Origin of the sequence: Mycobacterium sp. 1465703.0 (genome assembly GCF_001672975.1) — a bacterium.
Taxonomy (GTDB): domain Bacteria; phylum Actinomycetota; class Actinomycetes; order Mycobacteriales; family Mycobacteriaceae; genus Mycobacterium.
Window position 1 is genome coordinate 1 of the sequence record NZ_LZKU01000184.1, and the last position, 12,243, is coordinate 12,243.

The window sequence follows — 12,243 nt, forward strand, 5'->3', positions numbered from 1 at the left end:
CCTACGCCGACGACAGCTCGATGATCGACAAAGGCGTCGCATTCGCCTCCAGCCACCTGGCCGCACCCGGGCCCGGTCCAACATCGGTCGCGTCGCCGCACGGAGGCTTCGGAGAGTAACGGCACGCGGGTTGTGGCCCGGCGCCGCTAGTCCCGGATGAAGCCCTTGTTGCGCATCAGGGCGTCGGCCAAGAACCCGTCGTGTGGAATTTCTGGCGCATGCAGCCACGTCGGATGCCGGCCGCAGTAGACATTGCCGACGGTCGGCTCGGCGACCAGATCGTCGATCAAGGTCTCGTCGGTGGTGATTGCGGTGACGACCAGTGAATGCCGCAACGGCTCCACTCCGGCACCGCGTGAGAAGCCCGAAACCCACACGCACGGGAAGGGCAGCTCCACGTTGAGCTTGTCCACGTCGGGTTCGGCCATCAGGTGTACCGCCGGCCGCAGCGCGGCGTAGCCGTCGCCGAGGTCGGCGACCACCCGATCGGGGCCGAGCAATGCCGTGCAGCCGGCGGCCTTGGCGGCCAGATACTCGGCCAGGGCGCGGGCCTTGTCGACGGGCTGGGTGGGCAGCACCGCGCGCTCGTCATCGGTGGGCAGCGGCTCGATCGCCGCCAGCCGTTCGGCGATCGCTCGGGCCAATGGAGCCGGATCGCCCTCGTAGAGCACGGCGGTGGTGTTGACGCATGCCATTCCGCCGTGGTTGGCGATCGAGTCGACGATGACGTCGAGGCAATCCCGCCAGTCCTGGTCGGCGGTGATCACCATTTTGGTGCGGCCCGGTCCGTTCACGATCACCGCCGGATTGCCGGCGTACTTGTCGACCACCTCTTGGCCGCCGTACACCATGGCGAGGTCGGCCGATCGGATGATTTCGTCGGCGCCGGCGTGGTCGGTGGGCAGATAAACGGCGTCCTCGGCGCGGAATCCGGCCTCCCCCAGCGCGAACACCAGCCGGTGCGCCGTCAGCGGCTCGCGCCGCGATGGACGCACCGCGACCCGGTAACCCAGCGCGAGCGCCTGTGGCCACAGTCCATGCACACCGGGGCCGTTCCCCGCCGCGTGCACGGCGAACACCTCCCCGCGGCGCACCCACACTGCGCCGCCCGCGCGGGTGTGCTCGTCGCGCCAGTGCTGTGTTGCGCCCACCGGGCGCGCCGGCCGCACCGCATCGAACGCGCCGGCTACCGCGTCGGCCACACCCCGCGCCCCGGCGCGGGTGATCGCGATCGGCATTCCCGAAATCCGGCTGGCCAACCTGACGTAGGAATCGAAATCCAGTCCGGCGATGACACCGCCCGCAAAGATGTCGGCGGCCCGGGACAGCGCTTTCGCGCGCTGCGCCGCCGGCAGCGGTGCGGCCCTGCGCTGCGCGCCCAGCGTACGCGAAACGTACAGCGGCGGAACCATGCTCAACTCCGCGACCGCCACACCGGCGGTGGTGGCGATGACCTCACGCTTGCGGGTCCGGTATTCGCCGTCCACGCCGAGCGCATCGAGGGCTACCAAACCCGTTGCAGCACTGATGCTTTCACCCATCACGGCTCAATACACACCTTCGATGACGGCCTCGCCCTCGAAAGTGGGCACCGGCCGCACCTCGCTCACCGAATCGCTGAGTTCACCCGCCGGACCGGGCATCCTGATCGCCAGGTCGCGCTCCAGGTTGTTCGGTATGAACATGCCCTTGCTGATGTGGTTCATCACCACCTGGCCCGGCTGCCCGTACGGCACCCGCTCCCCGGTGTCGGGGTCGACCACCCAGAACACCACGTACGGGGTGCGCGGGTCGAAGATGAACGCGTCGTCGACCGTCCGGGTGACAGCCTGCGACAGCACCATGGTGCTGCCGAACGCCATGGTGATCGTCGTTGCCGGGAAGATGCCGCGCAGCAGGTCGAGCGTGTCGGCGTCCACGTGCGCACCGCTGAGCAGCAGGTAGCGGATCTTGTCGTTGACCAAGTCGACCACTCGATCGTCGCGGGCCATCGCCGCCAGCAGCGGAGGCGTGGTGTGCAGGTTCGCGACATGCTGCGTCTGCAACACGAAGACGGCCTGCTCGACGACATGGTCGACGTAGGCCGCGACGTCGGCAGTCGCCGCGCGGGCGGCGAGCTTCTTGACCCAGCGGGGATCGATGTCGATCGCGTGGAAGATCGCGCCGAGTCGCTGCGATACCAGCCGGGAGAAGTAGCCGACACCGTGCGGCCCGCTCGGCATCAGGCACAGAAAACCCTGGCCCCGGACGAACCCGCCGGTGGCGAAGTCCTCGGTCTGCCATTCGACGACCTGTGCGACCCAATCGGGCATCTGCACAGTGCGTTTGGGGGCACCGGTGGTGCCGCCGGATTCGAAGATCTGGGGCAGCGGTGTGGCGGACTGCTGGGCTCGGTAACCCCGCGGAATGAGATCCTCCACTGCGACACTGCGCAATTCGTTGACCAGGTTGGGAAACAACCGCAGATCGGCAAAGGTCTTGACGTCGGTCATCGGGTCGAAGGCCAAGTCGCGGGCGGCCCGCAGCCAGAACGGCGAACCGGTGTCGTCGCCGAAATGCCACGCGATCGCCGCGCGCAGATAGGCCTCTGGATCCTGGACGGATGCCGCTCGTGGGACGTCCAACAACGAGAAATCGACATCGGCCATGTCCTCGATCCTGCCTTATCGCCGCCGGTACGCCAAGGACATCGGGCGTCTGCGCACGTCATCGAGTCGACCTATTGCCTTATTTCACAGCATGTTTCACCGGTGTGCACGCGGTGTTCAGCGCGATGCCAGTTCGCGAAAGTAGTCCCGCAGCGTCCGGGGCTCGCGGCGCAGAATTGCGCGCAGCACCAGTGGGTTGCCGCCGGGCAGGCCGTGCCGGTCGTAGTGGGCCATCATCCGGGTCATGCCGTCGCGGAAGGATCCCTCCGGCAGGCGTGCGGAGTACTGGTCCAGCGGTATCTGCACCGCGGCGATCGGCCGGCCGAGTACCTCGCTGAGCAGCGCCGCCGTCTGGTGGGTGTCCTGCATCCCCGGCGCGCACAGTTCGAAGGTGCCGTAGCTGAGTTCGGCGCCCGTCATCGCCATTGCGGCGACCTCCGCGACGTCGCGGTAGTCCACCGAAGCCATCTTCGACGTCAGCGCGTACGGCTGTGCCAGCCGGTTGTTTTCGACGATGTCGCGCCAGGATTGCTCGAAGTTCTGCATGAACCGGGCGGGCTGTAGCACGGTGAAGTCCATCTCCGAGCCGTACAGCGCCTCCTCAACCGGCAGTTTGGCGGCGTGGTTGGTCATTGCCGAGATCGACGGGTGAATGACGCCGGAATAGACGAACTTTCGCACCCCGGCGGCTCGGGCCGCGTCGACCAGCGCCAGTCCCATCTCGGCCTCGGTCGCCGAGTGCGCCGGGCCGATGTGGAACACACCGTCCATCCCGGCGACGGCGCCGGCGAGGCTGTCGGGCACGGTGAGATCGCCGATGGCCGCCTCGTCGGCGCCGTTGCGCCGAGCCAGCTGCGCCCGCTCCTCGTTGCGCACCAACGCCCGCACCGTGGCGCCGCGCCGCTTCAGCTCGGGCACCACCAAGTGGGCGTGGCGCCCGGTCGCGCCCACCGTCAAGACACGCATCGCGGGTAGCGGTTAACGGCCGGCGCCGGCGGTCATCGCCTCGTTGAATCTCGGATAGATGTGGTCGTAGGTGCCGTCACGCTCGGCGAACCGGAACGACTTGGCCCGCTCGACCACGATCTCGTCGGCCTCCGGCTGGGTCTGCAGCAGCGTCATCGTCTCGGTGATGTACTCCTCCAGCGGCATCGCTTGGGGGTCGAATCCCCGCTCGCCCTGCAGCGCGGTCTGCACCTGAGGCGGAATGATCTCGATCACCCGCACCGAGGTGTTGCGCAGCTGGAACCGCAGCGACTGGGTGTAGGAGTGCAGCGCCGCCTTGGTGGCGCAATAGGTCGGGGTCAGCGCGCTGGGCATGAACGCCAGAGCGGACGTGACGTTGAGGATCGCGGCGTGCGGTCTGCGCAGCAGCGACGGCAGCAGGGCCGCGGTCAGCCGGATCGGGCCCAGCAGGTTGGCCGCAATGGTCTGCTCGGCCAAGCCGACATTGCTGCTGGTGAGGTCCTCGACGCGCTGAATGCCGGCGTTGTTGATCACCACATTGAGGTCCGGGTAGTGGTCGGTCAACTCGGTGGCGAATCGCCGGATGTCGGCGGGGTCACCCTGGTCGAGCGACATGGTTTGCATGCCCGGGTTGGCCTCGGTGGCGGCGCGCAGTTGGTCGCCGCGCCGGGCGGCGATGATGACCTGATTGCCCAGCCGGTGCAAAGATTCGGCCAGGCCGCGGCCGATTCCGGTACCGCCGCCGGTGACCAACACGGTATTGCCCGTCATCTGCATCGCGGTTCTCCTTCGGGTCGCACTGCCGGCTCGCTCGACCGGCCCAGTCCGGGCCGACCTGCGGAATGCCCCAATGCGGAGCCGGCTAACCACGATGCCTTATGCGCCGGTGCGGTGTCACGGCCTTGCGCCGAGATGATGGGCCGAACTCAGAAAGGGGCTTACCCGGCGGCGCGGTTGTGCAGCCGTCGGGGGTCGATGCCCACGCGGTCCCACGCCTCGGCCGCCCAGGGCGTGTAGAGAGCCCGGACCGGCAGCCGGTTGATGAGCGGATTGAGCGCCCGGATGATGGCAGCGATCCGCTGAAAGTGCCTCTCCTTCTTGGCATCCCACCGCAACTGGCACACCTCGCGCATCTGTGGCGGCAGGGTGCCCACCACCATGAGCCGGGTGTAGGCGTTCAAGGGTGCCGACAAGATCTTCCACACCGGCCCGGGGACCCGCCGCGGTCCCGGGATGCCTTTGCGGATGTAGCCGGTGCCGTACAGCACGGTCTTGTGCGGGACGAACCGCTCGAGCATCTCGTCCCAGTAGGTGACGAACTCGTCGTAGGTCTGCGGTTGCCCCCGGTCGCTGACGCCGTAGAGGCTATACCAGAGCTTGCCCTCGTTGAAGATCTGTTCCTTTTCGGCGTGCGAGAGCCGCCGGATGAACATGTCGGTGTTGTAGATGACCTGGTCGACGAAGCTGGCGTGCGCCCAGTAGAACAGCTCCGGGTTCAGCGCGTGATACCTCGAGCCGTCGCTGACGGTGCCCTTGATCGTCTTGTGGAAGTCGCGCACTTTGCGGCCCCATTCGTGGGGTGCCTCGGAGTAAACGGTGTTCATCAGGGGCGGAGCGGTTCGCTTGGCCCGGCCCAGCGTGTCGCTGAAGATCACCGAATGGTCCAGCACGCCTTGGGCGAGCTGCTCGATACAGTTCTCCACCCCGGCGGTGCGCTGGAATCCGAAGAGCTGAGTTCGGTTGTCCCCGTAGAACTTCCAGATCAGCGAGTCTGGTCCCAGCCGGGGGGAAGCGGGGTCGATCTCGTCGTCGATCGGCATGGGCATCGCTTCGCGTACGCCGGTGTCAAAACGCGTGCCCGCGGTCGCCGTGGCCAACTCGTCGTTCTGGGCGGCCATGCCCACCTCCTTGTCGCATGCGTGCGGCGAGTTGGCATACCCACCAAGTTATGAATCAATGACACAAAGCCGTATCTTTGTTCCAGAAGCCTAGCAAGCGCCCACCGGCGTCGCACATCGCGGCATGCTTCCGGACGAGATGGGGCAACGAAAAGTCGACGATGAACCATGCCAAGGGGTTGATACGATTCCGCCAATCATGCAGTCCGAACCGGGCTCTGCCATTGCCGAGGCGCTCACCGACCTTGATCGCACCATCTTGGACACCGCCCGCAGCGTGTTCGAGACCTACGGCGTGCGTCGCGCCAACATCGACGACGTCGCCGCCCGAGCCGGGGTCAGCCGCAGCACCATCTACCGTCGCTTCCCGACCAAGGAGAATTTGTTCGCCAACGTGGTGCGGCGGGAGGCCGGACGCTTCTTCAGCACACTGGACCAGGCGACCACGGGCTGTGACCCGCAACGGGCGGTGGTCGAGGCGTTCGCGCTCGGCGTGCGGCTGGTCAAGGACTCTCCGCTGTATTCGCGGATCGCCGAGAGCGAACCCGAATTGTTCGGCATGTTCTCCCGATCGCAGGTGTTCCCGATTCGCCAGTTCGCCGACGGCATCGCCCATACCCTGCGCCGTTGCGGCGCCGACCTGGCCCAGACCGACCTGGACAACATCGCCGACATTCTGCTGCGCGTCGCCCTGGGCATCATCGTCTTTCCCACCGACCGCCTGGACACCGCGGATCCCGCGGCCGTCCGCGAGTATGCCGCCCGGTATCTGGTGCCGATCATCAGCCGCTAGCCGGCCCGCTGACGGGCTCACATTGTCGGCATCCTGAACTAGCCTTGAGCCGTGGCTGGGAGTTCTGCGGCTCCGCGGACCCGGTACGCCAGTTGCGGCGAGATCGACATCGCCTATCAGGTCTTCGGCGATGGCCCGATGGACCTGCTCATGCTGCCGGGCCCGCTGATCCCGATCGACTGCGTCGACCTCGAGCCCTCGATGTACCGCTTTCATCGCCGGCTCGCGTCATTCTGCCGAGTGATCCGCTTCGATCAGCGCGGCATCGGCCTATCGTCCCGGGTTCCCTCGCTGGACATGCTCGGCCCCGAATCGTGGGCACAGGATGCGCTCGCGGTCATGAACGCGGTCGGTTGCGAGCGGGCCACTATCTTCGCCCCGGGTTTCACCGCACTGGCCGGTCTGGTTCTCGCGGCCGACCACTCCGATCGAGTGAACAGCCTTGTCATCGCCAACGGTGCGGCGCGCACGCTGCGGGGGCCCGACTATCCCATCGGCGCCGAACTCGACGCCGCCGAGCGATTCACCTCGGTCGGGATGGAGCCGGACGCCGTCGAGCAGGGTTTCGACATGCTCGGCATCATCGCGCCCTCTGTGGCGCATGACGCCGCCTTCCGGGCGTGGTGGGACATGGCCGGTAACCGGGCGGCGTCACCCAGCATGGCCCGTGCGTTCATCAACAAGGTCAGGCAGGGCGATGTCCGGGACAGGCTGCCTCGCGTCGCCGTGCCGACGCTGATCCTGCATCGCGACAACCCCGACTTCAGCCCCGTCGAGCACGCGCACTACCTCGCCGAGCGCATCGCCGGATCGCACCTCGTCGAACTGCCCGGAGAAGATGCCCTGTACTGGGTCGGTGACACCGCTCCCATGCTCGACGAGATCGAAGAGTTCATCACTGGGGTGCGTGGCGGCTCCGAAGCCGAACGGCTGCTCACCACCATCATGTTCACCGACATCGTCGGCTCCACCGAACGTGCCGCGGCGCTGGGTGATTATCGCTGGCGCGACCTGCTGGACAACCACGACAGCATCGTGCGCCACGAGCTGCAGCGCTTCGGCGGCCGCGAAGTCAACACGGCCGGAGACGGATTCGTCGCGACGTTCAGCAGCCCGAGCGCGGCGATCGCCTGTGCCGACGCCATCGTCGACGCCATCCGCGTGCTGGGCATCGAAGTGCGGGTCGGCATTCACGCCGGCGAAGTCGAAGTCCGTGGCGCGGACGTCGCGGGCATGGCCGTCCACATCGGCGCGCGGGTGGCGGCGCTCGCGGGGCCCAGTGAGGTGCTGGTGTCGTCGACGCTGCGCGATATCGTCACCGGCTCGCGGCACAGGTTCGGCGACCGCGGCGAGACCGCCCTCAAGGGCGTGCCCGGTTACTGGCGGCTGTACGCCCTGGTTCGCGAGCACGCCGTCGTGCGCCGGTAACCAAGCCGACAACTCGCAGCGGTCGAAGCGTCGAGGGCCTCGGCGTAGGCTGCGGACGGGGACTCACCGGAGCGGCGGCATCGCCGGCTTTTCCTTGGATTTTGCCGTCTATCTTGGTATTTGATCAAAGGAGTACGCATGACCGACGTGCACATCTCGCTGCCTCCCGCGCTCCGGCGAGCGCTGGATCTTCTCATCGATCCGCCGGCCGACCCCGACGTGAGCCGGGGTTATCTCGACCTGCTCGGCGAAGACTCGGCCGCGGCCGGCGCCATCGAGAAGAACACCGGCCCCATCCAGGCGGCGTGGGCGTCACCGATCGGTTCGATGCTGTATGACAACGCCCAGGCGATTTCACGCCGGTTGCTCAGCGTGTGGGAGCTGCCTATCGAGTGGTTGAACATCCCGCCGGGCGGGATTGCTTTGGACGTCGGCTCGGGTCCGGGCAACGTCACCGCGTCGCTGGCACGTCCTGCCGGCCCTGATGGACTGGCCCTGGGTGTCGACATCTCCGAGCCGATGCTGGCGCGCGCCGTTCGCAACGAAGCCGGACCGCAGGTCGGTTTCATCAAGGCTGATGCGCAGCGACTTCCATTGCGCGACAACACCGTCGACGCGGTGATCTCAACCGCCGTGCTGCAACTGGTCCCCGATCCGGCGGCCGCTCTCGCCGAGATGGCGCGGGTGCTGCGACCGGGCGGGAGGCTGGCGATCGCCGTCCCGACCGTGGGACGCCTGGCTCAGCTCTGGCGGCTGCTGCCGAGCGTCGGAGCGCACGTGTTCGGCGACGACGAAATCGCAGACATCCTGGAAGACAACGGCTTTGCCAGCGTGCGGGTCAAGAGCTTCGGCACGTTTCAGTCGGTGCGGGCGAAGACTCAACCGTGACCGATCAGTCGTGGGCAAGCTCTGGGTGCTCGATCAGCTCGCCCAACCCCGATGCGCCGAGCCGTTCACGGAACGCCTGGGCCGTGTAGCCGATGACAGTCGCGTCGGTGCGGGCGCGTACTGTCGCCGAGCGCGGCATATGAAACAGCACACCGATTTCACCGAAGTAGTCGCCCGGCTTGGCTACCTTGACCAATTCCTCACCGCCGTCGGCTAATTCGCGCACAATATCGAGTTCGCCATCCGCGACCAGATAAATCAGCTCGCCCATCGTGCATTGCTCGAATAACATCTCGCCGGCCTTCAGGCGCACGGTTTCGGGTGGCCGATTCGTCGATGAGATGGCGGGCGCGAGCTCGACGACACGATCGGCCAATGGCAGTATCCGGCTGTCGTGAGTGGCCACCACTACCACGCGGTCGCCCTGCGCAAGCGAGCGAATCAGCCGCAGCACCTCCTCCACCTGGATGAAGTCAAGGTGCGCGGTCGGTTCGTCGGCGAGGATCAACAACGGATCCAGGGCGATCGCGCGAGCGACCGCGACGCGTTGCTGCTGCCCGCCGCTCAGGTCGCCCGGGCGGTGTTTCATCCGGTCTTCGAGGTTGACCCTGGTCAGCAACTCCTCGGCGCGCTGACGTGAGGCCGCGCGCGAGTTACCGGCCGCGCGCAGCGGAACCATCACGTTTTCGCACGCGGTGAGGCTCGGCACCAGGTTGAATGCCTGGAACACGATGCCTACCTTGTCGCGCCGGTACTGGGCCAGTGCGCCGCCTTCGAGTTTGGTGATGTCGATGCCGTCGAACTCGACAGCCCCGGACTTGGGCCGCAAAATGCCGCCTAGGCAGGACAACAATGTCGTCTTCCCGCAGCCGCTGGGCCCGAGGAGGATCACCAGCGACCCGGCCGCCACTTCGAGGTTCAAACCGTTGATCGGCCGGACCGCGTACCCACCGCTGGAGTATTCGACGACAAGGTCTTTGATACGCAGGTCGCTCATCGCTCAGGGACCTCCGAATGCGAGGGCGGGATCGACGGCGACCGCACGCCTGAAGCCGGCGAGGCTGGCCAGCAGACCGATCACGATCGCGGCAAGCGGTAGGGCCACATATGCACTGGGGGGAACCACGACGATCATCGGGAACACCGGCGCAAGCAACAACGAGAACGCGACGCCCAGCAGCGCCGCGAGCAGGGAGACGACGACGGCCTGCACCGCAAGCCCCGCCAGGATCGACCGCGTCGGCACGCCGATCGCCTTGAACACCGCGAAGTCGCGCAGCCGCTCGAGCGCGGAGAGGTACACCACCGATCCGACGATCAGCACCGCCACAATCGACATCATCGTGGCCACGATCGAAATCGCGCCGACGGCGACGTGCTCTGGGCGCAGCAGGTCGTTGACAGCGGCCGCCCGGTCGGCAAGCTCGTAGCCGGCCGGGACGTGCTCAGGTGTGCCCTTGAGCGCGATTGACGTGACCGTTGGCTGCCCGTTGTATGACAGCTGCTGCAAGCCCTGGGTGGTCAGAAAGATGTTGGGCGTCTTGGCCAGCGCTGTGGAATTGGGCACGATGCCGACGACCCGCAGCGTGCGGGCCCCGGCCGTCAGGTCCTCGCCCAGCCGCCGGCCCAGGGTGCTGGACACCGCGACCTCGTCCGGCGTCGACGGTGGGCGACCCTGCGACATGTGCGGCATGCCCGGACCGCGCTCCGGCGCCCCGAACGCGGTGACGCTTCGCCTCGACGTGCCCTCGACGACCGTCGTCGCCGCACAGGCAAGTGGTGCCGCAGCGGTGACGCCGGGCGTGGCGGCCACCTGGCTCAATTCGGCTTCGCCGAACGGCGTGGCACCCAGGAGCGGTCCTGCGGCGCCGGACTTGATCACGAATGCGTCGACGCCCATGGAATCGACCGCGCGCTGCGCCTCGACCCGAAAACCGTTTCCCAGTCCGACCATGATCAGGTTCATCGCAAAGACCAGTCCGGTGCTGATGATCGCGATCACCAGGCGCCGCCTTCGCCACTGCATGTCCCGCAATGCTGCGAACAGCATGGGTGAGACGTTACCGAGCTGCACGCATTCCGGGCAGGGTTTGCTGTGCGCTCGTGTTATCGGTTCGATCGGCTACGGGCTTACTTGCGTTTCATCGCCACACGATCGTTTTCCGACCGCGCAACTTCCGGGCGGGAACCGACTGCTACTTATCGAGGTCTTGTGCGAGCATGGCGAGCTTGTCCATCGACTCGCGCAGCATTTCCGCCGTTGTGGAACGAGCGCGATCGATGCGGCTCGCGTCGTTGAGCGCCGTCCAATCGTAGGTGTGCGTCACGGTGGTCAGCGTGGAATTGATCTGGCTGACCTCCCAACGCCACAGGTGGCCGGGCGGCTGCTTTCTGGGTTCGGCTGGGCACCAAGCGATTTTGCTGCCCTCCACGAATTCCACGACGTGGTTCTCCCGCACCGCGCCATTAGTCAGGGTCGTTGTGAACACGTCGCCGACCTGACGGACGCGCTGCCCCGGAGCGGACGAGGCGAGGTTGTTGTTGCCGTCCCATCTCGGCTGCTGAGAGGGGTCGGCGATCAGTTCGAAAATGCGGGCGGCGCTGGCCGAGATGACACGAGTGGCGCTCACGATGCGTTCCTCATCCATGTCGTTATCCAAACACGCCGGGCCGGTCGGTGTGGTTGTGACTTTGGGCTCGGCGTCGAGGACGGTTGGCCGTCGCCGCCCGGCGGGTGTGCGGTAAGCGGTGGTCACACCAGGACAACCCGGTGATCTGCCCGAAGTGCAAAGAGCCCAGTTTGGGCTCCCGCCAAGTAAAGCCACCGCAGGGGCCGGCTTGACCCGCCGCCATACACGGGGTTCTGCCTTCGGACAGACCTTCGAGCGTCCAGGCGGTTCACCGCATCCGAGGCATCGCCTCGATCGGTCCGGACAGCGCCGACTTGATGTAGCGGGTGTCGTCGTCGGCCAGCACCTCGGTGTCGTCCCCCTCGATGCCGTCAACGATCGCGCGCGCCACCTGGCGCGGGTCATTCTTGCGTGCATCTAAGCCGGAGGTCATGTCGGTGTCGGTGAAGCTCAGGTGCGCGGCAACGACCAGGGTGCCCTGCTTCTCGAGTTCGAGACGCAGTGAATTCGTCGTCGACCACAGTGCCGCCTTGGAGTCGCCATAGCCGCCGGAACCCGGCATCCAGGACAAGATCGAGGCGATGTCGACCAGTGCCCCACCGCCGTTATCGGCCAGGATCGGTGCGAACGCCTTGGCGATGCGCAGCGCTCCGAAGTAATTCGTCTCGAAGACCGCTCGCACTTCTTCGATATCGCTGGTGAGCAGGCTCCGGGCGCCCAGAACACCGGCGTTGTTGATGACGATGTCGGCATCCGTTGCCGTGGCCGCCAGTGCCGCGACCGAATCCGGCCGGGTGACATCCAATTCGACGCTGACGACTCTGGCGTCCTGACTGGGCTTGGGCGCCCGCGCCGTGGCGTAGACCTTGTCGGCGCCGCGTTCCAGCAACTCCGCCACGATTGCCTTGCCCAGACCGCGCTGCCCGCCGGTGACCAATACGGTCGCCCCTTTGACGTTGACCATGACCCTACTCCCTTGACTTAGGCAAACC

The 12,243-nt window shown here is 66.7% G+C and carries 12 protein-coding genes and 1 pseudogene; 4 read left to right on the forward strand and 9 right to left on the reverse strand.

Features of this window, described 5'->3' with window-relative positions; all coding sequences use genetic code 11:
* A pseudogene (locus tag A5625_RS30205) lies at positions 1-119 on the forward strand (cutinase family protein); the annotation flags it as partial.
* Positions 120-146: 27 nt separating this feature from the next.
* On the opposite strand, the gene A5625_RS16790 reads toward A5625_RS30205, so the two are convergent.
* The 5 genes from A5625_RS16790 to A5625_RS16810 all read right to left on the reverse strand — a co-directional run bounded on the left by A5625_RS16790 (position 147) and on the right by A5625_RS16810 (position 5,512).
* Positions 147-1,511: an aldehyde dehydrogenase family protein gene (locus A5625_RS16790; RefSeq protein WP_066996246.1), complete on the reverse strand. Its 1,365-nt coding sequence runs from the start codon at positions 1,509-1,511 to the stop codon at positions 147-149.
* A 36-nt stretch (positions 1,512-1,547) separates the two neighbouring features.
* On the reverse strand, positions 1,548-2,648 hold the full coding sequence (locus tag A5625_RS16795) for an AMP-binding protein (protein WP_066996119.1): 1,101 nt from the start codon (positions 2,646-2,648) through the stop codon (positions 1,548-1,550).
* 117 nt (positions 2,649-2,765) lie between these two features.
* Positions 2,766-3,614 (reverse strand): NmrA family NAD(P)-binding protein, encoded by an 849-nt coding sequence (locus A5625_RS16800; RefSeq protein ID WP_066996122.1) that lies wholly within the window; start codon positions 3,612-3,614, stop codon positions 2,766-2,768.
* A gap of 12 nt (positions 3,615-3,626) precedes the next feature.
* Positions 3,627-4,391 (reverse strand): SDR family oxidoreductase, encoded by a 765-nt coding sequence (locus tag A5625_RS16805; protein ID WP_066996125.1) that lies wholly within the window; start codon positions 4,389-4,391, stop codon positions 3,627-3,629.
* A 161-nt stretch (positions 4,392-4,552) separates the two neighbouring features.
* A complete protein-coding gene (locus A5625_RS16810) occupies positions 4,553-5,512 on the reverse strand; it encodes an oxygenase MpaB family protein (RefSeq protein WP_082984434.1) in 960 nt (319 codons plus the stop codon).
* Positions 5,513-5,711: 199 nt separating this feature from the next.
* Between A5625_RS16810 and A5625_RS16815 the strand changes: the two genes are divergently transcribed.
* From A5625_RS16815 to A5625_RS16825, 3 genes are all read left to right on the forward strand, one after another.
* Positions 5,712-6,305 (forward strand): TetR/AcrR family transcriptional regulator, encoded by a 594-nt coding sequence (locus A5625_RS16815; RefSeq protein WP_066996128.1) that lies wholly within the window; start codon positions 5,712-5,714, stop codon positions 6,303-6,305.
* Positions 6,306-6,356: 51 nt separating this feature from the next.
* Positions 6,357-7,733, forward strand: a complete 1,377-nt coding sequence (locus tag A5625_RS16820; RefSeq protein ID WP_066996131.1) for an adenylate/guanylate cyclase domain-containing protein — start codon at positions 6,357-6,359, stop codon at positions 7,731-7,733.
* A 138-nt stretch (positions 7,734-7,871) separates the two neighbouring features.
* On the forward strand, positions 7,872-8,621 hold the full coding sequence (locus tag A5625_RS16825) for a class I SAM-dependent methyltransferase (protein ID WP_066996134.1): 750 nt from the start codon (positions 7,872-7,874) through the stop codon (positions 8,619-8,621).
* A gap of 4 nt (positions 8,622-8,625) precedes the next feature.
* On the opposite strand, the gene A5625_RS16830 is transcribed toward A5625_RS16825, so the two are convergent.
* The 4 genes from A5625_RS16830 to A5625_RS16845 all read right to left on the reverse strand — a co-directional run bounded on the left by A5625_RS16830 (position 8,626) and on the right by A5625_RS16845 (position 12,215).
* The gene (locus A5625_RS16830) at positions 8,626-9,618 is read right to left on the reverse strand and encodes an ATP-binding cassette domain-containing protein (protein ID WP_066996136.1); all 993 of its coding nucleotides are present in this window, start codon (positions 9,616-9,618) and stop codon (positions 8,626-8,628) included.
* Between the two features lie 3 nt (positions 9,619-9,621).
* Complete coding sequence (locus A5625_RS16835) at positions 9,622-10,671, reverse strand: FtsX-like permease family protein (RefSeq protein ID WP_066996252.1); 1,050 nt, start codon at positions 10,669-10,671, stop codon at positions 9,622-9,624.
* A 145-nt stretch (positions 10,672-10,816) separates the two neighbouring features.
* A complete protein-coding gene (locus tag A5625_RS16840) occupies positions 10,817-11,269 on the reverse strand; it encodes an SRPBCC family protein (protein ID WP_066996255.1) in 453 nt (150 codons plus the stop codon).
* 250 nt (positions 11,270-11,519) lie between these two features.
* Positions 11,520-12,215, reverse strand: a complete 696-nt coding sequence (locus A5625_RS16845) for an SDR family oxidoreductase (RefSeq protein ID WP_066996139.1) — start codon at positions 12,213-12,215, stop codon at positions 11,520-11,522.
* Positions 12,216-12,243 lie beyond the last annotated feature (28 nt).